Raw genomic sequence first — 23,588 nt, 5'->3', positions numbered from 1 at the left:
TGAGAGAGTGGCAAATAACATGCCTTACGTTAAACACGATTAAAAAAACATACCTTCAATGCGCTCAATAAGCCAAAAACAGGCAAGGCTACCAATACCGTATGCCGCAAACGTAGCCGCGGGTTTTGGCACTTTAATAAGGTGCTTAGTAATGGCAACGGTGCCTAAAATAGCGGTAATGAAAAACAATTGGCCAAGCTCAACCCCTAAGTTAAAAAACAAGAGAGCTGCAGGCACATCGACTTGTGGTAAGCCAATGTCTTTTAGTGCTCCCGCAAAACCAAAGCCATGCAATAAACCAAATATAAATGCGACTAACCAAGGCCATTTTGTTGTTAGGCTGTGTTGATTGTGTTTAATACGTATTGATTCAGCTGCAATCAGTAAAATACTCAATGCGATGAGTGCCTCAACGGGAGGAGGTGGCAGTGATACATAACCAAATGTTGCTAAACCGAGCGTGATTGAATGTGCTAATGTAAACGCGGTGATTGTTTTAAATAACGTGACCCAACCTCTAACAATTAACATCAATGCTGCAACAAATGCCAGGTGATCCCAGCCCTCTAAAATATGCTCAATTCCGAGTTTTGTATAAGAGGTGATGATTTGCCAAATACTGCCTTCGCTTGGAATCGAAAGCGTATTTTCATTCGGCTTCATTAATAAACTATATTGACTCCCGTTCAACAATTTTATGTTGATTAAAGTATCGATAGTGGTGCGGTTTAGGTTTTCAATTGTCAGTGTTGTTCCTGCAAGTTCTGTATCGGCAGTTAACCGATATTGAAACAATACAAATCCATTTATTACCATGTGATTCGGTAATGGAGAAAGTGAAAACTGAGGCTCGAAAACAGGGCGTATATTCTGCACTAAGTTATTGTTAGTGGGTACTTTCCAAAGTAAATTATACTCGTGTTCAGTCACTTGATTAATTTGTAAATACGCGGGGCGAATTTCATGTGCAAACCCTGAACTTCCCCATATTAATAGCAAGGCAAAACAAAATACTTTCATTCTCATAATGCGGCAAACTCTTGCTCTATTTCCGTCGGAATGGTGTCAGCTTCCAATCGAACGCGATACTTTTTAAGCAACGTTTCGAACATTTTTTGCTGTGAGTCGATGACTGCATAGTATTTATACTGCTCTAAAACATAGTCTTTAATATCACTGAAAGGAGCTAAATGTTCGGGGGTATTATTGGCAATTTTAACGAGGTGCAAACCAAAACTAGACTCAATGGGCCCAACCCATTGCTCTGTTGGCTGCTTAGCGAGTTGCTCAACAAAGGTGCCTCCAAATGCATTCTTGAGGGTGTTTTCAGGCATGAGAGGCCAGTTGTTAGGCACTGAACGGCGATTCTCAAAACTGTTTAGTGTATTTGGATTTGCTATTAGTTGGGCGCGAATTTCACTCAGTTTTGGCTCTTGAGCCTCTTGTGGCGTTAATATAACTTGCTCAAACGCGAATGATTGCGCAATGGTAAACAGTTCTGGGCGAGCTTGATGAAACTCTTTAAGCTGTTGCTCAGAAGGGAGCTGCATTAAATTGCTGAGATCGCTGGCAACTGCTTCCATTTTCTGTGCAAGTCGCGTACGAATTATTTCATCACTTTGATCAAGACCCATGGTTAACGCTTCACGGTAAAATACCTCTTTGCGAATATGTCGCTCAAGAATGGCAGCAATATCCTCATTCGAAGGTTCATGTTTCCACTGCGCTTTCCAAAGGGTTTTTAGGTGATCAAACTTAGCTTGATCGACCACTATTACATACTCATTGTTTTCTGATTCTTGCGAGGGTGCAAGGTAATTCCATGCTGCAAATAAGAGTGAGCCTAATACCAGAAAATGAGTAATAGGCTCTTTTAAAATACGTTTAATCATTAATTATACTTACTCTACTTCGTACCAAATAGGTGAGGCCCATGCGCGTTCTACAATTTGACGTTTTACATCATCAGGGTATTTTACACCGGCATTTATTTCGTCATATAACGTCCAACGTGCTGTTGGCAGTTGCAAAACACGCACATAATAAAATGCTTCTTGATTTGGGTCCCAGTCAGGGTCTGTCCATACTGACATAAGTTCAACAGCCCCTTTTACTTGATTGAATTCACCCGTTTTAAGATTTATAGGGGCATCAATAGGGGTAACACTTCCATCTGCTTTTAGGCGATCTCCCGAGGCTACAACGTCATAAACGTGGTCTTTCATTTCACCGTTTTCGTACCACCCTTTAATAATTTGGATACGATCTAAGTTTGGGCCAATAGGATCTTTGATTGCCCATACTAAAAACTCAGGGGCTTTTTTACCTTTGTAGTCGCCGCCCATCGGCACGCCCTTTTCATAACCATCTTTTACAAGGTCGGTGTAATTTTTGTAACTTTTATTGAACCCTTGGCCTGCAAAAAAACGGACTTTCATACGTGGGCCGCTGGTGGCAAAGGTTTCTTTTGCTTGCATTGAATCCCAAATTGCACTGCGCGTATTTGAATTAGCCCACACAGCAGTCAACGCGCCAGGACTGGAGTCTGCAATCAGCATTTCGCCTTCAAGCATTGCCTTAGAACGTACATCGGCTGTTTGGTCGGCATAGCCGTGACTACCGACAGCGTAATTGTCTTCTTCAACGTTACTTGGTGTGCCATTATGGCTGTCTGTTCCGCCAACAAACCCATATTTAAAAGGGTTAACTCCAAGCTCTGCATGATATTTAATGCCGCGTCCTAGTCCATAACGCACATAGTTTTCTTTTATGAACGCACGACCATTAAACTTTTGAATTGACACTGCATTTTCAAAGTCTGCAAATTCGTCATTGGGCCAAAAGTTGGGTATAACTTCTGAATTACCCTTAACTTGCATCATTTCAATGAGTGGCTCCATACTGGCCCGTTTTTCAGCATATTCTTTGTTTACGGGTACGCCTGAAAGACTTGCTTCAGCAAATAATAAGCCTTTCGATTCATTTGAGTTATGTGGTATTGCGAACACTTTTTTGCCACTGTCGCGTTGTGTTTGCATCCATGCCCATAACTGCTCAGGATCGGCCCCTTCGTTTGATGAAAAAGGCATATCAGGGACATTGTTATCTCTAAAGAAAACATTGCGATGTTGGTTTGCCCCCCCAGGAGCAGATGTCCACTCGTAGGCATGTATAGTGGTGAATTTACCTGGTTGATAATGCTTTTCAGTGGCTTCTATATTTTTTTGCCATGTAGATTTAATGGCTTCTTGGCCTTGAAAAAATGCAGGGTGAGGTTCTCCACCGCCTGCTAATGGGGCTAATACGTACTTATTATAAAGTTTTAATGCCGTTTCTAAATCTGGAGCTTCACGAAAAGCAACGGCTATTTCGTGGTCGTAACCAGGTGCCCCTTCATTCATTAGGCTAAAGGCTTCTCCCATAAACTCTGAGTGATCTGTAACAGCAACAAAATCAAGTGGTCGTTTTATTTTGTGGAGACTGCCATTCACCATCATTTCTTCGCCTTTAGCAAAGCGATAGGCATCATCAGGCGTTAGTCTATTACCCGCAATAAACGCATCCATCGACACACCTGTATGGACATGTTGCTCACCGAAGAACGCTTCTTTCAGTGGGTAGACCTTGGCATTGTTAGGCTTTTGTTCGGCTTTTGCAGAAAAAGCTAACGGCAAAGAGCAGGCTAAAGCGATTGAAATAGTTGTAGATATAAGTGAAATCCGTGCACACATTTTGAGCACTCCTCGCAGTAAATGTGGTGATGTATATTTTTTAGATACTAACTGATTAAAAAATAGCAGGCTTTGCGAAAAAGAACCATCGAAAGCGGCTTTTTTTTGCACGAATAAGGAGTGCTAAACTTTTGTTTGATGAAGGAAGTTATTTCTAAGTCGGTTGAATTAACAGTCATTACTGCAAATGATGAAGATAACGTTATAAAGGAGAAAACGTAAATCAAACGTTGCAATTAATGTTAAACCACTTAAGTATAGTTAACAGTTTAGTTGGCCAAGCAGATTTATCTGCGCTTTATAACATGTGATAAAAATTGAAAGGCGTATTACTTGAAAGAATTAGATGTACAGGAAGTTGGAATGCAAAATAAGCTATTAAAAATGAGCTTACTCTTTTTGATTGCGGTGCTTGGGCTCGTCAGTATTGATGTGTTAGCACATGGTGTAGATGACAACACCCGTGCATTTTTAGAGCAAAATCAGGGAATACAATTTGTCCCGTTTTTGTATATTGGTGCAAAACATATGATCACAGGCTATGACCATTTATTATTTTTAGTCGGTGTGATTTTCTTTTTATATCGCAGCAAAGATGTGTTGCTCTATGTGACGATGTTCACTCTTGGTCACAGTACTACGCTTTTGCTCGGTGTACTGGGTGATATTAACGTTAATGCTTACTTAATTGACGCGATTATCGGTTTTTCTGTTATTTACAAAGGGTTTGATAACCTAGGTGGGTTTAAACGCTGCTTTAACTGGCAACCCAATACAAAAGGAGCGGTGCTGATTTTTGGCTTGTTTCATGGTTTTGGTTTAGCGACGAAGTTACAAGAGTTTCAATTACCAGAGGATGGTTTATTAGTTAACTTAATTGCGTTTAATATTGGTGTTGAATTGGGGCAATTTGCAGCGCTTATCTTTATTTTAATTGCCATAAATGCGTGGCGACATTTTCCATCATTCCAACGTTTTTCGACCTTAACAAATACAGCACTCATGAGTGCTGGTGTGATGTTAGTTGGTTTTCAATTAACGGGTTATTTCGTTAGTTAACACATAAAAAAAGAGATGAGTATGCAACACACAGTGAGTTTAAAGACCTTAATTATAGCGAGCGTATCGTCAACAGTTGTTGCGGCCATTGCTCTGGTGACTTTAATTCTTCCGGCCGAATATAACATTGACCCAACGGGTATTGGCCATAAGCTTGGCCTAACCAGCATTGCGATAGCTGCAGAGACAGACGCACAACCAAGTCAATCACCGACAGGGAATAAAGGCACCGATGAATTTCAGATCATTGAAGTAATCGTTCCTGCAGGTAGAGGAGTTGAATATAAGTTTGTAATGCCCCAACATGCCAAAATGACCTATGAATGGTTAACAGAGGGTGAGCCATTGTATTTCGATTTGCATGGTGAACCAAAAGGTGACACAACGGGGTATTTTGAAAGCTATACGATTGCCACCAGTAATGAAATGAAAGGAAGCTTCACAGCTCCCTTTGCCGGTTCACACGGTTGGTACTGGAAAAATAAAACAGATAGCCCAATTGCCGTACAGCTCCTTGTTAAGGGTGAATATGAAGTGATTGGCTTAAAAAAATAAACGGCATAATTAAACACATGGTAAAAGTAAGAACCAGGAGAGAAAAGTAATGAATCGATTAATTACAACAGCGTTAATCTGCATTGCATTAGTGAGTGTTGGTGCGTTGGCGCACAGTGGCCATGACCTTATTAATGACCAAAAAGCAATGAATATTGCTGCCAAGTCAATCAAGAAAATGACTTTTAAGGATTATGGGTTTGAAGTAGGTAAACTCGATGCTTCATGGAAAGAGGTAGCAAACGATAAGCTCTCAATAGTCCATGTTGAAGAGGGCTATTATGTTGTCAAAGCAGAAAACAAACAAAATGAGAAAAATATCTTCTTTAAGATAGCTAAGACTGGTGAATTGTTAGATGTGAAGTCCAATCATGATTTTGAATAGCTGAAAGCCATTAGCGTGCAATATAAATGAGCCACTCTGATAACTTGCTGTGTAATTCATCTATCAATAAACATGACCTTAATTTAGATAAGTGTAACGGGGCTACTTTCAGGTATACAGTGGAGAGGTGGGGAGCAATACATTTCAATATTTTTATTGAAAATGATGTTTTTACCTTGTTTTCATTTCATGCATAGATAATAAATAAGCCAAAAAGTGACAGAAAACGTATCATCAATTTGGTTCTTATTTAGAGTGAGATTGAGATTGAACTGCTACTGTAATATCAAATGAGGATTAAGTTTGATGTTACTTGCTATCATGATGGCAGAACTCTAAGGCGGAGTTGGCATTCTTCAAATATAGGAAGATGAAGGCAGTGAGGCATATTGCCAGTATGTGACTGAACTTTAGAATACAAAAGTCTCAAGTGAGCGTTCAAGAGACAATAACTCACTTTTGGACAAAAGTTACTTAGAGTAATACCATTCCGCATAAAGATTAAATCAACTTTATCCATTCCCGATTACACATCTTCATCACTCGCTCCGGTATTGAAATAAAGTGATTCCATGCTTTTGAAACTTCATCAACAATTTCGTCATAGCCCGAAAACACTCTATTGGATAAACAGTGTTGTCGTATCCAGTTCCATACTTGCTCTATTGGGTTTAACTCTGGTGAATAAGGAGGGAGCTTTATTAGCGTGAGGTTGTTAAATTCTGCGGCTGTATCGTATGTGTGCCAGCCTGCGCCATCTATTATCACGACAGCATGTCTGCCAACTGGTGTAGCTTGTGATATCTGGCTCAGGTGCTGCGTCATTGCTTCTTTATTGACGAATGGGCTTACTAGCGCTTCTGTTTGGCCTGTGGAAGGACATACCGCACCAAATAAATATCCATAGTCAAACTGCTGTTGTTTTACTATCCGTGGCCGAGTGCCTATTTCAGCCCAAATGCGCGTAGTCGGATTTTGCTGGCCAAATCGTGCTTCGTCCTGAAACCATACGTCGATACGGTCAAGTGGAAGGTGTCCGGGTGTGTGAAGGATCGTTTCCAGTTGGAAGTTTTTTAAAAGCTTCTTGGCTTTTTAATGAGTGTTTAGGGTGTTTCGAACGGCTTGTGATCCAACTAAAGCCAAGCTGCTTGAGTATTTTATAAGTATGATTTAAGTGATAATGAACACCAAATTCGGTGCTAATGTAATGCACAATGTCTTCACCGGTAAGCCGGCCACCTTGAAGTTCTGTGTTCGTGCGTTTTATAAATTCAGACAGTTGCTCAAGTTGTGACTGTTGCAATCTAGATGGACGCCCTTGTATAGGCTTATTGTCTAAGCCATACAGCCCCTGTTCTAGGTAACTAGAAACCCATTTATTAACACTACTTCGTGCTATGTTAAGACGTTTTGCAATATCAGTTCTGCTATTCCCCTCATAAAATAATGACACTGCGAGTAATCGTATGCGTTTTCGTGCATTTGGTTCTTTTCGCGAAAGCGCTAAAAGCTGTTCAGCTATGTTTTGGTTCAATGTTATTAACCGGTGATTTTATATAGCCTATATTAGATCAGATATTTAAGCGGAATGGTATAATCACTCAAATTAGGAAATGCGGATAACTTTAGATATGGAAAAGTCGCTTAGTGAAGTGTCTAGTTTCGCTGGTGCAGATCACACAAACTTTCAAAGCTGTTTTGGGACTAGTGAGGGTTTCTGACTAAAACAGCGTGTGGAGGGGAACAGCAAGAGTACTTAGTGTACAACTTGCTGTTTTTTTATGAGGTTGCAAGGTTGAGAAGCTAAATTTAGACTATCAGTCTATTTTAATCTTGTTACGCTAAAGCTTTGAATTCGCCTTCAATCAAAAGCGCTTCTTCACGCCAATTTGCAAAGAGACTCTTGCGTTCGTTACTTGCTGCAATGTTCTCATTTAGTTCGTGCAACTTGTTTGTTAGCTCTATGTAGGTTGGGAAAAACTTTTGTTTAAACTCGTCAGAACCAACTAACTCTAGCAACTCTTTCCTTTGCTTATTGAAATCCTCTTCCATTTTTCCAACAGCTTTAATGAACTCCTGTTCTTTTGTATATTGGTCATAGGAATCCCAAATTTCTAGAGCAATATTTGCAAAGGCTAACGCTCCATTTATACCCTTTGCTAAATTTATGGCGCCATAAGGTTTGAATTTCAGAGCTTTACTAATGTCAAAGCCTACTGTTTTAGCAACCGAAACAATACCATCTCGTGTTGCAATTACCGTCTGATTGTTAATGAAGTTACCTTTAAGGGCGTGATTTATACCACTTTTACCTAGCTCTCTCACCGTCGTATTAAAATGATTTACTTCTCCATCAAAACTTGCGTTCATTTTTTCAACATTAAGCGTAATAGCCCCTATTTGTCTATCAAATTCACTTTGCAATTTTTGGTTGAGAACAATTCCTTCGGAACCAATTTCACGTTCACAAAAGTCTGCAAATGTCGCTAAGCTACACCCTTTAACTTGCATAATCAGGTCTGTGAAGTAACTTGTAATAAAGTCTCTCAAATTCGTCCTTGACACGCTAATTTGATGTTCAGTGGTTTGTAACTGGTCCTCTAATCGTTTTAGTAATCCATTTAATTTTTCAACTTCTTCTGACACTTTTTCATCTGTTTCTATTGCAACTGGCAATTGCTTGTAAAGTACATCACTTATGATGCTAGAGCGCATATCATAGTCTAGTTCTTCGACTCCTCCACATACTTGAATTTTTTTATTAGTGGCTTCTTGTAAATTTGAAATATGTGAAAGCGCTTTGAATTCTTCAATATTACTTAACCAATAATCTATTCCTTGGTCAAAGGGGTTGGCAGCGACAGCAACTATAGATAATGCTTCTAGCTCTTCATGACTTAAGTTAATCATATCCTGAAGACGACCAGTGATATTCTCACGCTTTATTTTTAAATTAGACTGATAGTCAACCTCGTCCTCGACATCAGCAACTTCATCAAACCGGCTCAGCACGAAGATAGTTCGAGGCAATAGATTTAGCGTGCGGAACAACCATTGTAAATCTTCTTTGTGGCTTTCTTTAATGGGATTGGTTGAATTCATGACATAAAGCACCAAATGCGCTTCACTTACGTGTTTTTTAGTAATGTCTTTGTACTTTTCTAGGGTATTGGTATCAGCATTGATTTGTTCTTTAAACCCAAACAAACCTGGAGTGTCTATCAGTACAAAGTCACTACCCACTTCGTAAACTTTCACTTCATTAGACGATTCTTGATGGCTTATCTTCATTGTCGACTTATCAAGCTTTTCCATCCAGGCTGCTGCAATGGATGTTTTACCTTCCGAGAAGCCACCAATAAGAGCAACTTTTAGTTTATCACCCTCAACCTTCTTTAAATTACTTTGCAATTTACTGAAAAATGCGGAATCAATCTCAATGCCGATTTCCTTTCCCTTTTCCAAGAACGACTTTAGTCGTTCTAGTAATTTAATCTCTTTAAAGCTATTCAGCGTGCTTTTCATTAACATTCTCCAATGTGATCAATTTGCTTCGAAAGTAATTTTAATGATTGGTTCGAGCGCTCAAGTAACTCTTTAGTTTTTGCCACCTGTTTTGCTGGTGCCCTAAGTTCAGTATCAAGCTTGTAAATTGAAGCTTGCATATCGCTTTTACCTTCATCTAGACTATCTTGAAGTGCTTTTTTTAGTTTATCTTCTAAATTACGTAGATTCGTATCAGCAGCCTTTTTCTGTTCAGACATTTTAAAATCGTTATCGAAATAACCCCATATAGCTTTTCCAAAAGCAAGTACGGCAGTAAACGCAGCTGCTCCAGCAAACCATAAGCTTGTACCTGCTGTGAATGGGGCCAACGCAGCTCCTATTAAAGCACCAAAAAGTGCACCTTTTTTGAGCCCGCTATCCATATTGAGTTTTATATTGAATTCCGCGTCAAGTTTGCTTTTTCCAAGCTGATCTGCAACAGACAAAAAGTCTTCACTTAACTCACTAAAGCGTTCAAAAATTGACACTACAGAAGATTCAAATTCTTTAACAGACGTTTCAATTACATTAGGTAATTGAGCCTGAATGTCGTTAACACATTTATTAGCTTGACTTTCAAGGCTTGTTTTAAACTGCTCATTGCTGACATCTTTATCGATTTCACTATATATATTCTTTCTGGTATTTTGTACAGCAGATCTAATAAGATCATTTCCTTTGCCATACAGCTGAGAGTTTAAAATTGCATAACTAGCTTGCAATTGATGGCACGCACTTTCACTATTACCACTAACATCCTCCGCCACCACTTTATAAACTTTTTCAATATCATCTAAATCATGAGTAGTACGTTCTAACTCACCTTTAACCTTATTGAAATTAGCTATCTTTATTTTACTCTGACCATTAACTAACAACTCATTTTTTAATAACTGAATGAACGCACTTAACTGTGAACGCTCTAAAAGACTTTCAGCTGAGAAATCCTCAAGAAATTTATTTCGCTTTCTCAACATATCCGAATTTGGAGCAAAGTAATCGGTCGAGGCGATAAACGCAGTCAATGCGGTCAATGAAAATGAGCCTTGGTAATTACGACCAAGCTGTTCAGCCATTTTTTTATCCATATCAACTAAGCTTGCTTGCTCATCATCGGTAAGGAGCTCAGTATTTTTAAACGCAAATTTAGGACTCGTAATTTTTTTGTTAAAAATAGACCACACCTCAGTTTGTGTACCTAAATGCGTTTTTATTTTTTCTATTGTGCCTTGGCGTTCTGAATCACCAGTTTGCGGCGGAGCGGCTTTATTAGTTACGTAAAAAACAGCGTGTGCACTTTGTACCGCTTTTTCAATTTCATCAACTACAAGACCTTCCTTCCCTTCTATGCCAGGCACGTCAAGTAGATTAAAATCACACTGTTCAATATCAAAGCGATAACTTAATGTTTTACGAGTAAAGTCCGCTCGACCATCACCAATAATTTTACCATCTGCACAGTTATTCAGCTCAAGCTCCAAAGCAGAAACTTGTTTCGAGGTAAATTCAAGTTGCTGACTTGCAAGGCTCTTGGTTTGTTCAACTAGACCTTTGTCACGCTCCAAAGCCTTTATAGGAAGGTCAAACTTTTTTATAAAATCAGCATTCCTTTCTTTGCGTAGCGAGCGTGTCTCACTCAGCTTTTGTTGTGCATCGGCTAACTTTTCTTCCTCTGCGACATGCATATCTTCGAGTTTTGGAAGATTTGAGATAGCTGCTAAAAACTCATGCTCTTCCGGAAGTTTTTTGAAAATATTTACTATTTTTTGCCAAAATGATGCTTGAGCTTTCTTTTGAACTATTGACCGCTGTAACTCGGCAACTTTGTACTTAAGGGTTGAAAGTTCGCTTTTTCGAGCTTGTACTGCTTCTGCAGCTTTTTGATGTTCAATGCAAAGTGTTTTTTCTGATACTTCAAACTCCTGCTCCAACTGACTTTCTTCTCTTTGATATTGCTCAGACAGCGAATTCAGTTGCTCATTTATCTGTTCTAAATCTTTATCTAATGTAAATAGTTTTTCTTCTATCTCTTGTAATTGACAAATAGCCTGATCATAAGAATGTTTGAGTTTTCGGAATGCGTCGCGTTTTTCAAGCTTTGTAGGCTCGTTTAAAAGTATGCGCAGCGTTTCAAGCAGTGTAGATTTACCTGCACCTGTTTCACCATAAAATGCTATTGTAAACGTATTCCACTCCGAGTTTAGCTCAAGCTCTTCCAGTTTGTTTTTTAACTTAACTTGAAGACCAAAAATTTTATCGCGTGCATCCTCTTGTGCTTTGTTGAGTGATTCATCTGATGACTCTAGGGATAAGCTAGTGACTAGCTTTAACAATTCAATATTGATTTTGTCGTAAATGTCTTTAGGGTTTTCTAGTTTAATATTCATTCTAACTCTACTAACGTCCAAGTCTCGTGAAATAAATCACCATTAAGTAACATGCTTTAGGGAAGGTGCGCTTAAGTATTCCTCTCACAAAAACTAAAAAATTATATTATTAATGTCAATTTCTTATAGCTATTTCTTCTACGTTTACTGTCCTATTCGCATCTTCCCTAATGCATAGTTTGCAAGCACAAAAAATAGACTCAATAGCTTTCGTTTTTTTATTGCGCTCACATGCAATACACAAGGGGGAGTGTGTTAGGTCTTGGTGATGACGAAAATGAAGCGTTATCAGCTCAATCGAATAAGTTTTAGTAGGGTAAAAGCACGCCCTCTTTAATTGTGTAGAGTATTTAATCTAAGTGATTTCGGGGCAAAGGCGAGTTATATTCATAACTCTTCGATGGACAAAAGTGTGCCAGCAAAGATGCGGCTTAAAAAATAAGGTGCCGTTACGCAAACACTCGTAAGCGGTGTCTATCTGGGTCTAATGCAACAAAGTTAACGCCATATACAGACTCTTCGCGTTCCTGAGCAAATTCCACACCTAGTTGCTTCCACTGCTTGAACAAGTTATCTAGATCGACGCGGCTCGTTGCAGGGATTGAAAGTTCGGTACCACCGCCTCTAACTGAGCTACTTGGTGTAAGTGCATTAACTTGTTTCAGAGTAATCTTCACATTTTCAGCAAACTCTAATACTGCAAAAGTTGGCGATAAAAGCTTTGGCTGACATTCAAATACTTCCTCATAAAAAGCCATGCTAAGTTTGATGTTTTCTACGTAAAGAACTATAGAGTCAATAGCGAACATATTAATATACCTGCATTTGTTGAATACTAAATTAAGTATAAACAAAAGCACTGACAGTTTTTGTCAGTAGAAAAAATGCTTATGTTCGATTCCCTCTAAAGCCTCCCACTCAGTTAGCAATTCATTGCGAGAACGTTCGTATCGAGAATTAAGTTGAGAAAAAGAGTGAATTTTATCCACCCGGAAGTTACGGTAATCGCTTCGTGTTTCGCACCATGCAACCAAAATATTGTATTGCTCAAACATACCTATAAGTATTGGCCACACAACCCTTTTTCTGATAACCCCTTTGGCATCTTCATAAACAATTTCAGCTTTATGCGCTTTTTGAATTGTTGCTTTCAACTCTGTTAGCGAGATCATTAGCTTCGGAACTTTGAGAGCTGAAGCAACTCTAACGACACTCTCAGTACGCTTAGCTCTGTGCTCAGAGGGTAACACTGCTGAGATTTTAGCAAGTGCATCAATGGCAGCCTCGCTAAATTCTCCATTAGCTTGCTTCGCCACCCATTCTGCTCCTAATCTGAGGGCTTCAAGCTCTTCAAAGCTAAACATCATAGGTGGTAAATCAAAGCTCGGCTTTAAGATATAACCCAGCCCAGCTTCTCCTTCGAGATCTGCTCCTTGAGCTTGTAAAGTGACAATATCACGATAGATAGTCCTAACACTTACATTAAGCTGACTAGCCAGTTTCTCAGCTGAGATTGGGTATTTATAGCGTCGTAGTAGTTGAAGAAGATCTAGAAGGCGTTGACTTCGGGACATTGCAAAAACTCATAAAATAAAGAATATGCCTAATGTACTAAAAGAGAATCAACTGATCATTCAATTAAAAGATGTGTGAACGACTTAATAATTAAATAATCTACCGTCTTGACTCTCGAAACTCATTTTGGGGCATAAACGAGTTATGATTGAAGGTTCGCTTTTTGCACATTTGCGACGGTCAGATGTGATTAAACCCCATTTTCGAATTTGACAGACCAGATCAAGGCTTACTTAATTAGTAACGGTTACTCATTTAACAACATGTAAAAGTATTCACAGGTTTCCTGTCATGGGGAAACCTTACTCTTTATGTTTATTGTGCCTATTTGGTGGGGTTGCATGGCAACTCCAGGGTTTGTGAGAGACGTTATCTTTTATATTTTGATCGACAAATTGGTAGTAACTTTCTTTGGTGTGTGTCCACCAGTCATTGTGAAGATCGGCACCGTGTTTGCGAATAACGTTTTCGATCCCTTCTAAGTTTAGGTGGGTTGCGTCATAGGCCAAGTGTATTACGTTTTCACGAATATTGTAGCTCACTTCATCGATGCCAAAGAGTCTATCAATCTCTTCAATGAGTGCATCACAATTTTCATCTGTCACTTTACACAGCCGCAGATTGCGAACGACTAAGTTTGCTTCTTTTACGCCGACTCTATGTTCTAAATCACTCATAATAATCTCTCCAAGCTGTTTTATTTTCACTTCACAATCTCATTCGACTGCAGTGATAACACCTTTGTACATTTGCATTTGGCAGTGAAAAACATGTTCTCCCGGTGGGATATTTTGCAGGTGTATTTTTGTCACTTTGTTTAGGGTCAGTTGTTCACTTATATCTAAGGAGGGAATGAGCAGTGTTTCGGAGCAAGGTGACGGATCTTTTCGCAAAAAAGATAAGGTTATTGCGTGGTTAGTTGTAACTTGTAGAGAAGCAGGCGAATAAACCCCTTCTTTTACCTCAATGAGTACGTCGGTACTAGTTGCAACAACGTTGTTTGGTTTATAAAGCCAAAACCACCAAATGATCAGCGCGATGAGTGAAATACCGATAACGTTAATAATCATCATAATGTGGCTCCTTAGTGATCTTGTGCTTTAAATAAACGAAGCCTGTTTGCATTCGTCACCACTGTAAGCGAAGAAAAAGCCATCGCAGCACCCGCGATAACAGGGCTCAGCAGTAGACCAAAAAATGGATACAGAATACCTGCCGCCACTGGAATACCTGCCACGTTATAGATAAATGCACCAAATAAGTTTTGTTTTATATTGCGTAACGTGGCTTTGCTCACCGCAATGGCATCAGCTAAGCCATGAAGAGAGCCTCGCATGAGTGTGATGTCGGCACTTTCAATGGCAACATCAGTGCCTGTTCCAATCGCAAAACCAACATTGGCGAGGGCAAGTGCGGGGGCATCATTGATCCCATCGCCTGTCATACCGACAATTTCGCCTTGTTGTTGGAGTTCGCGCACTTTATTGGCTTTGTCTTCAGGTAGAACGTCAGCAAAGAATTCAGTAATTTGTGCTTTTTTTGCTATCGCCGAGGCAGTTTCTTTATTATCGCCAGTAAGCATAATAACGCGGATACCATTGGCTTGAAGACGCTTGATTGCAGAAAGTGAATCAGACTTCATCGGGTCCGCTACCGCGATAATTGCGGCTAGCTGCCCATCAACAGCAAAATACATTGGCGTTTTTGCTTCTTTCGCTAAGGCCTGTGCTTTCGTTGTGAAGTCAGAGAGTTCAATTTCTTTCATTTTCATTAATTTACTATTGCCAAATAGCAGCGACTTACCATTACACGTGGCTTCGACACCATAGCCTGTAATTGCGTTAAAGGCGTCTATTTTCAGCAGCTCGATTTCTTGCTCCATGGCACTGTCGACAATTGCTTGCGCAAGAGGGTGCTCTGAACCACTTTCTAAACTGGCTGCTAGCTGTAATATGGTTTTTTCATCACTCTCATTTGCTAAAATAACGTCAGTGACTTTTGGGGAGCCTTCGGTAATGGTGCCCGTTTTATCTAAAATCATGGCTGTAATTTTGGAAGCTGTTTGCAGTGCTTCACCATTTCGAATAAGAACACCGGCCTCAGCTGCTTTGCCCACACCGACCATAACCGACATTGGCGTAGCAAGTCCTAACGCACACGGACACGCGATGATAAGCACCGTTGTTGCAGACACAATTGCAAAGGCAAGAGTGGGCTCAGGGCCAAAGTTTAACCATGCTAGTGCACTGACGATAGATATAATCATGACAACCGGCACAAAATACGCAGATATAACATCGGCTAGTCGCCCTATTGGGGGTTTTGAGTTTTGGGCACGTTTTACCATCGCAATAATTTGTGCAAGCGCGGTGTCTTTTCCTACCCGTGTTGCTTTAAATAGGATCATGCCAGATTTATTGAGCGTACCCGCGGTGACGTCGTCTTTTTCTGATTTTTCAACAGGCATGGGTTCGCCTGTTAGCATTGATTCATCAATGCTGGTGTGGCCTTCGATTACTTCACCATCAACGGGGATTTTCTCACCCGGTCTGACTTTGATAATGTCATTGAGCAACACTTGGTCGATATTTATTTGAACGTCTTTGTTATCTCTAACAACAGTGGCGGTTTTGGCTTGTAAGCCGATTAAGCGTTTGATTGCTTCTGAGGTTTTTCCTCGTGCTTTTAGCTCTAACGCTAAACCAAGGTTGATTAAGCCAATAATCATGGCGGTGGCTTCAAAATATACATGCCTTGCCATTAGCGGAATAGCATCGGGAATAAAGACAACCAGCATTGAGTAGACCCATGCGGTACCAGTGCCCAGTGCAATGAGGGTATCCATATTGGCAGAATGATTTTTAAAGCTTTTCCATGCGCCAATATAAAAATGTTTACCAGAGAAAAACATAACCGCAAGCGTTAAAAGACCAACAATTAACCACGCGAGCCGCTCAGTATTGGTTGCTACGGTCATCTCGCCAATAGCAATACCATAGATCATAAGAGGCACACCCAGTGAGAGTGCGATAATGGTGTCGCGCATCAGCTTTTTATAATATGCCCAATCGGCTGCTTCTTTTTCATCAAGGGAGTCTGTGTGCGAACTGTCATTGAACGGTTTGGCATTGTATCCAGCAGATTCAATGGCTTTAACTAGGTCTTGGGTATTGGCTGTCCCACTGACGAGTACGGTTCGGTCTGCAAAATTCATCTCTGCGCTGTTCACGCCAGGTGTGTTTTGCAGTGCTGCTTCAATTTTCCCTACGCAACTGGCGCAGCCTGCGCCCTCAATGATTAGCTGCTGCTCTGTTTGGGCTTTACTCATGCGGTGTTCCTTTTTGCTTAAAGCCCTTAGCTTAGTGAGATGGTTGCTTTGGGCTTTATTTTCATTAATTTTACAGTGTCGTAAAAATGATGAAGTGAGGTACTATTTTTGTAATCACCTAGTTATAGCGTATGCCTAATTCATTAAAATTGCTCGGCATATTGTTCAATATATTGATAACTTACAGCGGGTGAATCTATTGTTAGTAAATTAATGTTGTATTTATGGAATACGTTCCCCATTTCCATCCCTGGCGTACCCACGGGCATGGCAGGAACACTTAAGCCTATCGTACCTTCAGGGTGTTGCTCTGATAAGAATTGCTTAACAAATTTAGCGGGAACATGCCCCTCAAAAATAAAGCCATCGGCTGACACCGCCGTGTGGCATGAGCGCTGATTTGGTTTTATCTGATAGTTATTTTTTATGGTGCCCATATCAACAACATCAATGGCTGTTGTGTTAAAGCCATTTTTGTTCATGTGTGTGACCCACTCTTTGCAACAGCCACAATTTTTACTTTTATACACAGTGAGTTCACTATTTAAATCATGTGTGTGTTGATTGCTGTTATGGGTTAAGGGTTGATTACTAGTTGTTGCCATCACTGGCAAATTGCTCATAAAAAGTAGTAATGAAGCAAGGTAAGCTGTTCGCATGTTGTACTCCTTAATTAGACCAGTGGATATGAGTGATTTTCCATCCATTGTCGGTATTTTTGAGTGTTATTGTTTCCATTCCAATACTCTTTATTTCTTTCCCTTTGTAGCTGCCTTCGGTTGAGCTTCTGGCAATTGAGAAAGCTATATCGCCCTGCGTGAATACCTGATGCTCTAATAATGTGCTTTCAACGGCTTTTAAAAATGCCATATCTGCATGCATATGGTGATTTGCGTATTCATCTGCTGAGCGTTCAATACCGCCTCCTTCAAAAATAATAACATTGTCAGCGAGTAGTTTACGAGCTGTGACTTGATCACCCTGTTTTAGTGCTTTTTTAAACGCGGTAACAGTGTGTGCGGGTTCACTGTCGATACCAACAAATAAGGTGCTTTTGTTTGGATGAGCTTCATCACCGTGTGCGTTAACAGCAAACGAGCTGAGTGCACCTAAAAGTAGCAGTGATATCATTTTTAATTGTGATGTGTTTTTTAGCATGCATTTTTTCTCTACTTCATAGTTAAATAGGAGGGCCAACAAGTGTGGTAAAAACACTTGTTGTGATAAGTACAAAAAGCGCTATGACCATTTCAACAGCGATAGAGCCTTTTAAGGTTTCAAAATACCGTTGCCGGTTAATATTAGGGACTAAAAATAGTTTATGCCATGCGCCAAGCAAAAGCATGGCGCTGACAAGCAGTAACTTCAGTAAAATTAATTGGCCATAAGTTGAAGTAAATAATGCAGAAAATGAGTGCAGATACTGTTGTAAAAGCGCCAAGCCAGACACAAGCAATACAACGACAATAATGATGGCCATTTGTCCAAAGTGATGCATTATTTTTTCAACGTCGGTTTTGATAAGCAAGGTGCAGCTTTTAAGCAATGGCCATAATGCGCCAATCCAACAGGCTAAAGCCGCAAGATGAAAGGTCAAAATACTTTTTACTAAGGCATTTTCATTGGCACTGTGACCAGTAATAGAAAAACTATACGCAATAAGAGCCGCTATGATTAGCATAAGAGCAAAGTTGAATTTTTCTGCGTTGTTATTTTCTGCCTTCACATTCCACAAGGAGGCAACCATAAGTGCGACTAAGAAACTAACAATCCTTAAACGCGCTTGCTCGCCAATTACCGAGTACCAAACAATCTCGAGCATTGGGCGATCTAACATTCCCATAAAACCTGATTCGGCAATGGCACCTGCCTCTATTGGTGTTTGCAAAACAGCTGCTATTAAACCAACCATTAAACATTTGATTTGCCAGTGCTTCAAGAAATATAAAAACGCAGTATGCTGGTTTCCATTAAGGTGAAAATGGCTAATAAAACGTATCAGTAATGTACCTGCAAGTGCTGCTATAGCCGTATAGTTTGCTAGTTTCATTAACAGTAAAAGCAGCGACCACTCACTAAATTGCATTGTCATGACCTAAGGCTAGTGATTATGATTACCATGGCCATTTTCTGGCATTTTTGTTTTATTACTATGCTTTGTAGCATGGATCATGAAAGTGAATTCCCCTGTCATTTTATGGCCATCACCACCGAGTGCGATCCATTTTACCGTGTAATTGCCTTGCTTTAAGTGTGGCAGAGGCCAACTAAAATCACTACTTGGAGCTGCTGTAGGCTTAAAATCGAAGTCGATAGGTTGTTTATGTGCATCTTGAACGACTATTTTTGCTAATCTTACTTTTCCGCTAAACGCGAGCGATAGCTGCTCAGGGCTACTCATTAACATTGCTTTATCTTGTGGCAGAGTGTGTGTTACTGAGACATGAGCCGATGCCATAAATGGCATTGTTAGTACGAACATGAGTGCGACATACTTAAAAAATTTCATAATTACCTTCTTACTTGTTATTAAAAATCAAACAGATTGCAACAAAGTGTGACGTAATAAACGATTACTGACTCTGTTAATAAATAGAAAAACATGCCATAAGTTTAGAAAGTTGACCTGTCTTCAGCATGACGTGAACATGACAAAGTTGTAATCTTGGTGTCATGTTGCTGTTGTGATTAAAACACCATAATAATAACGGCTATGATTTTGATGAAGGATTGAAATGCGCTTACTAATAGTTGAAGACGAATTAAAAACAGGAAATTACCTAAAACAAGGTTTAACTGAAGCCGGTTTTCAAGTGTCACTAGCGCGAAATGGACTCGATGGTCATCATTTAGCCATGACAGAATTATTTGACGTAATAATTCTCGATGTGATGTTACCTGATGTATCTGGGTGGCGAATTTTACAATCACTTCGCGAAGCTAAAAAACAGACCCCTGTTCTTTTTTTATCAGCGCGAGACAGTGTCGATGACAGAGTTAAAGGGCTTGAACTAGGGGCTGATGATTATTTAATTAAACCATTCGCATTTTCTGAAGTGTTAGCAAGAGTGCGCACTTTACTTAGGCGAGGCGGCACACAAAAAGTAGAAGATGTCTTAAAAATAGCCGACCTAGAAATGAATATTCCAAAAAGAAAAGTTCAACGTGCAGGCCAACGCATTACCTTAAGTAATAAAGAGTTTAGTTTACTTGAGCTATTACTGCGCCGTGAAGGGGAAGTACTGCCTCGTTCATTAATCGCTTCACAAGTGTGGGACATGAATTTTGATAGTGATACCAACGTGATTGATGTTGCAATAAGAAGGCTTCGCAGCAAAGTGGATGATGATTTTACAGTAAAGCTAATACACACCGTAAGAGGGATGGGATACAAGTTAGAGGCAATGCCTAATGCGAGTTAGCACGCGACCCTTGTCATTAACGATGCGAGTTTTGTTATTTGTAGCAATAACAATTATTGGCTGTTTCACCTTTGTGGCCTCACTCATAAATAGCTCAATAGAGCATCATTTTTTGCAGCAAGACAGTGGCGAGTTACAGGTTATCACGCAATCAGTTGAGTCTGTATTATCACAGCCTTTTCAATCACAAAAACAGCTTGAAAACGCATTGTCGATTGCTGTTGTTGGGCATCATGGGGTGTACTACCAAGTAAATACGTTAGAGGGAGAGCTTGTATATCAAAGCTCCCATAATGATTTTACTGAATTAGCAATGCGCGCGAAAGCTTCTCAGGGGTTTAAAAAGGAGAACATAATTACATGGCATACAGGCAGTAAGGCGTATCGTGCATTAGTCAGTGAGCTAGAGACATCTAAACAGCATTATAAAATAGCTGTTGCGATTGATATGAGCTTCCATCTGCGCTTTTTAACCCAGTTTAAACAGAGTTTATGGGTCATTATGTTAGGCTCGGCTGTGTTAGTGTTGCTTGTCGCATGGATTGCTATACATCAAGGTCTTAACCCTTTACGTGGGTTAACTCAAAAAATGCTTGATATACAAACCAATAAAATGGATGTCAGGTTAGATCATAATAATGTTCCTGTTGAGCTTGAAAACATGGTGCAGTCTTTTAATGTGATGTTAGATAGGCTGCAAAGTGAGTTTATTCGCTTATCTAACTTTTCCAGCGATATAGCTCATGAGCTAAGAACCCCCTTAACAAATATCATTACCCAAACGCAGGTGGGCTTATCAAAATCAAGAGCGGTTGTTGACTATCAAGAACTGTTATTCTCAAATCTTGAAGAGTTAGAAAGATTAACAAAAATGGTCAATGACATGCTGTGGCTTGCAAAAACTCAGAACGGTTTAATAAAGCCAAAACAACAAATTTTGCATAGTCATGACGAGATAGCGTCGCTATTTGACTACTTTGATGCGTTGGCGGAAGAAGTAGGTATTTGTTTTAAAACAGAGGGTGAAAACCTGCGTTTTTACTGTGATCAGTTACATTTTAGACAGCTGTTATCAAACTTACTCTCTAACGCTATTCGTTATACCCCAAAAGGGGCTTCAATTTCAGTTAAAAGCGAAATAGTAAGCGCAGATACAGTGTGTATTTCGGTTGTGAATCCCGGTGAGAAAATACCCGCTGAACATTTACCGTATTTGTTCGACCGTTTTTATCGGCCGGATAAATCAAGACAAAAACACAGTGATGGTGTGGGGCTCGGTTTAGCCATTGTTAAAGCGCTCGCAGAGGCCAATGATGGCGCGATAAAAGTTTACTCCGACGAGCACGAAACGTGTTTTAGTGTGTATTTAAAGTCAGCTAAATTAACGTGAGCGCACCTATCTGAGGATATTAAAACGCAGCGCTCACTGTAAAAACGCTATTGTAAAAATAAAAGCAAGAGTAAAATACTTTAATCAGTCGTGATCAAAACCCTCCAGTTCTTCGTATAAAACTTTTATTAATCGTTAAAGTTAATTAATCTCTCAATGTACGAAACAGCGTTAATCACATGGGGTCGTGTTTTGCACATATAACCTCATTTCACCCGACCATTTATGTAGTCATGCCTTACTTTTATTAATTACAGTTATTGGCAAAAAACGTAATCTTCCTAGACACTTGATTCTGAGTGCTCTACTTTTAGCGTATGTAACCTAAAGGAAACCAGTTTATGTGGTTCACTAATCGCAAGTTGCTGTCTGAAATTGCTGAATTAAAAAAGCAAACAGTTGAGTTTGAAAATATAAAGCAAGAATTGAAAGAGGAAATGCTGTACTTTTTGCTAAGCAAAGATGGCCGTATTCTCGAAGTTAATCAACAATTTGCAACCGCGATAGAGTACAAAGAAAGTGAGATTGTTGGTTTAAATTTCAATGACCTGATTGTTAAAAAGTCGCTCAAAAAACCTCACACACAAAAAATGCTTTCAGCCATAAAAAAAGTGAGCCATTGGCATGGCGCTTTGCAGCTCGTAACGCAGTCTGGGCGTGAGTTATGGCTTAGAAGTATTGTACAACCAATTAATAATGAGTTAGCTGTTTACTCGGCAGAGCTCACGCGTACTATTTCTCAATCAAGAGAAAAAGAAGATATGCTTGCGGCTTTGAGTCGTTCATCTGCGGTTATCGAATTCAGCTTAGACGGTATTATTTTAAACGCCAATGATAACTTTCTGAGCTCTATGGGTTACTCCAAAAGCCAAATATTGGGTAAACACCACAGTATGTTTTGCGACCCTGAAGAAGCTAAATCGAACGCTTATAAACAGTTTTGGTCTGAATTAAAACACGGACGGTTTATTTCTGATCGTTTTAAAAGATTAGATAGTTACGGTAACGAAGTATGGTTAGAAGCCTCGTACAATCCAATTCATAACAATGATGGAGAACTCTATAAAGTCGTAAAGTTTGCAACAGTAATAACCGATCAGATGCAAAGAGAATTTGCAATATCTGAAACGGCTGGTATTGCTTATGACATTTCTAAACGAACAGATGCCGACGCTGAAATAGGGTTAGGTGTCGTAAAGCAAACAATTGTTACAGTGAATAACTTATCAAAGAAACTCGAAGTAGCCAGCGAAAGTGTTAATAACCTCGACGTACAGTCGTCTAAGATTGCTCAATTAGTCGAAAGTATTAAAGGTATTGCTGATCAAACTAATTTGCTGGCATTAAACGCTGCTATAGAAGCCGCGAGGGCGGGTGACCAAGGACGAGGTTTCTCCGTTGTTGCAGATGAAGTTAGGCAACTGGCATCAAGAACGAGTTTGGCCACAGAGCAAATAATCAACGTCGTGTCTGAGAATAAAGCGCTTACTCAAGATGCGGTAACCGAAATTGAGTCTAGTTTAGCAGAGGCCAAAGATGCCTTGGAGTTATCAAATAAATCAGGCTCTGTTATTAATGATATTCAAAAAGGGGCTAAAGAAGTTGTTGAGGCCGTCGGGCAGTTTAGAACCAGTCTTTAGGCACCAATGTGCCTAAAAACTGTGTAGGCCAGAAAATGATAAATTTTCACTCCTGCTGCTGTAGTAGCTAAGCACTGAATATGCATGAACGAAGCTGTTGTTTAAAAATAGGTAGATTAGCGCTTTAAAGCTATAAACCTAAAGTGGTTTCGTAATGCGAACGTAAAATTATAATTACATTCTCATCTAGAGCGCTTTGCTGACTTATTCGATACTGATTTAAAGAGTGAATTCGAAGACAGCTATGAATAAAAAGAATAAATTGAGCGTGAGTTCGAGCCTGAGCTTGAAAACTAGCACATTCAAAACTCCATAAAAGAGACCTCGATGAAAAGTACTTGAAAATACGTAAGCTATTTTCTGGATTACTAGGCGAAATTAAAGGTGACAAAGTAAAAATAGGGTCACAAAAGTCTTGTATTAAAACAACTAAATTAGGACGAAATGAACCTTGTTTTTGTGGCTCTAATGTAAAGTATAAAAATTGCTGTAGAAAATAATTTTTACTGTGGGGAGCTAGCTCCCCATTTTTAGTTGCCTATTTATATTGAATTTGGACTGATTTCAAAC

22 protein-coding genes are annotated in these 23,588 nt (G+C 39.6%); 7 read left to right on the top strand and 15 right to left on the bottom strand.

Annotation, left to right across the window (positions count from 1 at the left end; genetic code table 11):
* Positions 1-39: 39 nt before the first annotated feature.
* The 3 genes from GZH31_RS19210 to GZH31_RS19200 are packed head-to-tail and all read right to left on the bottom strand — an operon-like array spanning position 40 to position 3,731.
* Positions 40-1,020, bottom strand: a complete 981-nt coding sequence (locus GZH31_RS19210) for a HupE/UreJ family protein (protein WP_180311748.1) — start codon at positions 1,018-1,020, stop codon at positions 40-42.
* Positions 1,021-1,022: 2 nt separating this feature from the next.
* Positions 1,023-1,892: a peptidyl-prolyl cis-trans isomerase gene (locus tag GZH31_RS19205; RefSeq protein ID WP_180311747.1), complete on the bottom strand. Its 870-nt coding sequence runs from the start codon at positions 1,890-1,892 to the stop codon at positions 1,023-1,025.
* Positions 1,893-1,901: 9 nt separating this feature from the next.
* Entirely contained in the window at positions 1,902-3,731 is a 1,830-nt protein-coding gene (locus GZH31_RS19200; RefSeq protein ID WP_036972394.1) for a DUF3604 domain-containing protein, read from the bottom strand.
* A 363-nt stretch (positions 3,732-4,094) separates the two neighbouring features.
* Here GZH31_RS19200 and GZH31_RS19195 point away from each other — a divergent pair, with 363 nt between their 5' ends.
* From GZH31_RS19195 to GZH31_RS19185, 3 genes are read left to right on the top strand one after another with little or no spacing between them, the layout of a single operon-like run.
* On the top strand, positions 4,095-4,790 hold the full coding sequence (locus tag GZH31_RS19195) for a HupE/UreJ family protein (protein ID WP_180311746.1): 696 nt from the start codon (positions 4,095-4,097) through the stop codon (positions 4,788-4,790).
* Positions 4,791-4,811: 21 nt separating this feature from the next.
* Positions 4,812-5,345 carry a hypothetical protein gene (locus GZH31_RS19190; protein ID WP_180311745.1) on the top strand — a complete coding sequence of 178 codons (534 nt, stop codon included), beginning with the start codon at positions 4,812-4,814 and terminating at the stop codon, positions 5,343-5,345.
* Positions 5,346-5,394: 49 nt separating this feature from the next.
* Positions 5,395-5,730, top strand: coding sequence for a DUF6488 family protein (locus tag GZH31_RS19185; RefSeq protein ID WP_180311744.1), 336 nt, complete (start codon positions 5,395-5,397; stop codon positions 5,728-5,730).
* Positions 5,731-6,231: 501 nt separating this feature from the next.
* On the opposite strand, the gene GZH31_RS19180 is transcribed toward GZH31_RS19185, so the two are convergent.
* The 12 genes from GZH31_RS19180 to GZH31_RS19125 all read right to left on the bottom strand — a co-directional run bounded on the left by GZH31_RS19180 (position 6,232) and on the right by GZH31_RS19125 (position 19,075).
* Positions 6,232-7,252 (bottom strand): IS630 family transposase gene (locus GZH31_RS19180; protein ID WP_374027205.1). Its coding sequence is split into 2 segments (ribosomal slippage): positions 6,232-6,798 and positions 6,800-7,252, totalling 1,020 coding nucleotides; the frame shifts between segments, so codons are not numbered across the junction.
* A gap of 314 nt (positions 7,253-7,566) precedes the next feature.
* Positions 7,567-9,255: a LeoA/HP0731 family dynamin-like GTPase gene (locus GZH31_RS19175; protein WP_180311743.1), complete on the bottom strand. Its 1,689-nt coding sequence runs from the start codon at positions 9,253-9,255 to the stop codon at positions 7,567-7,569.
* Positions 9,255-11,663: a DUF726 domain-containing protein gene (locus tag GZH31_RS19170; RefSeq protein ID WP_180311742.1), complete on the bottom strand. Its 2,409-nt coding sequence runs from the start codon at positions 11,661-11,663 to the stop codon at positions 9,255-9,257. The genes GZH31_RS19175 and GZH31_RS19170 overlap by 1 nt, the downstream gene beginning before the upstream one ends.
* 449 nt (positions 11,664-12,112) lie before the next feature.
* Positions 12,113-12,472, bottom strand: coding sequence for a VOC family protein (locus tag GZH31_RS19165; RefSeq protein WP_180311741.1), 360 nt, complete (start codon positions 12,470-12,472; stop codon positions 12,113-12,115).
* 63 nt (positions 12,473-12,535) lie between these two features.
* On the bottom strand, positions 12,536-13,237 hold the full coding sequence (locus GZH31_RS19160; protein WP_180311740.1) for a YafY family protein: 702 nt from the start codon (positions 13,235-13,237) through the stop codon (positions 12,536-12,538).
* A gap of 303 nt (positions 13,238-13,540) precedes the next feature.
* Positions 13,541-13,915 carry a cation transporter gene (locus GZH31_RS19155; protein ID WP_180311739.1) on the bottom strand — a complete coding sequence of 125 codons (375 nt, stop codon included), beginning with the start codon at positions 13,913-13,915 and terminating at the stop codon, positions 13,541-13,543.
* Between the two features lie 39 nt (positions 13,916-13,954).
* Positions 13,955-14,311 (bottom strand): cupredoxin domain-containing protein, encoded by a 357-nt coding sequence (locus tag GZH31_RS19150; RefSeq protein WP_180311738.1) that lies wholly within the window; start codon positions 14,309-14,311, stop codon positions 13,955-13,957.
* An 11-nt stretch (positions 14,312-14,322) separates the two neighbouring features.
* Positions 14,323-16,566 (bottom strand): heavy metal translocating P-type ATPase, encoded by a 2,244-nt coding sequence (locus tag GZH31_RS19145; protein WP_180311737.1) that lies wholly within the window; start codon positions 16,564-16,566, stop codon positions 14,323-14,325.
* Between the two features lie 143 nt (positions 16,567-16,709).
* Entirely contained in the window at positions 16,710-17,225 is a 516-nt protein-coding gene (locus GZH31_RS19140) for a DUF411 domain-containing protein (RefSeq protein WP_244887002.1), read from the bottom strand.
* Positions 17,226-17,235: 10 nt separating this feature from the next.
* The gene (locus GZH31_RS19135) at positions 17,236-17,724 is read right to left on the bottom strand and encodes a DUF4440 domain-containing protein (protein ID WP_074988538.1); all 489 of its coding nucleotides are present in this window, start codon (positions 17,722-17,724) and stop codon (positions 17,236-17,238) included.
* Positions 17,725-17,746: 22 nt separating this feature from the next.
* The gene (locus GZH31_RS19130) at positions 17,747-18,658 is read right to left on the bottom strand and encodes a copper resistance D family protein (protein ID WP_227006878.1); all 912 of its coding nucleotides are present in this window, start codon (positions 18,656-18,658) and stop codon (positions 17,747-17,749) included.
* A 9-nt stretch (positions 18,659-18,667) separates the two neighbouring features.
* Entirely contained in the window at positions 18,668-19,075 is a 408-nt protein-coding gene (locus GZH31_RS19125; protein ID WP_065978807.1) for a copper resistance CopC family protein, read from the bottom strand.
* 226 nt (positions 19,076-19,301) lie between these two features.
* On the opposite strand from GZH31_RS19125, the gene GZH31_RS19120 reads away from it, so the two are divergent.
* The 4 genes from GZH31_RS19120 to GZH31_RS19105 all read left to right on the top strand — a co-directional run bounded on the left by GZH31_RS19120 (position 19,302) and on the right by GZH31_RS19105 (position 23,518).
* Entirely contained in the window at positions 19,302-19,988 is a 687-nt protein-coding gene (locus GZH31_RS19120; RefSeq protein WP_036972381.1) for a heavy metal response regulator transcription factor, read from the top strand.
* A complete protein-coding gene (locus tag GZH31_RS19115; protein WP_180311736.1) occupies positions 19,978-21,378 on the top strand; it encodes a heavy metal sensor histidine kinase in 1,401 nt (466 codons plus the stop codon). The genes GZH31_RS19120 and GZH31_RS19115 overlap by 11 nt, the downstream gene beginning before the upstream one ends.
* Positions 21,379-21,719: 341 nt before the next feature.
* Positions 21,720-23,018 (top strand): PAS domain-containing methyl-accepting chemotaxis protein, encoded by a 1,299-nt coding sequence (locus tag GZH31_RS19110; RefSeq protein ID WP_180311735.1) that lies wholly within the window; start codon positions 21,720-21,722, stop codon positions 23,016-23,018.
* A gap of 338 nt (positions 23,019-23,356) precedes the next feature.
* The gene (locus GZH31_RS19105) at positions 23,357-23,518 is read left to right on the top strand and encodes an SEC-C metal-binding domain-containing protein (RefSeq protein WP_180311734.1); all 162 of its coding nucleotides are present in this window, start codon (positions 23,357-23,359) and stop codon (positions 23,516-23,518) included.
* Positions 23,519-23,588 lie beyond the last annotated feature (70 nt).

Source organism: Pseudoalteromonas sp. JSTW, from assembly GCF_013423925.1.
GTDB classification, from domain to species: domain Bacteria; phylum Pseudomonadota; class Gammaproteobacteria; order Enterobacterales; family Alteromonadaceae; genus Pseudoalteromonas; species Pseudoalteromonas lipolytica.
This window is presented reverse-complemented; position numbering and strand designations above follow the sequence as displayed.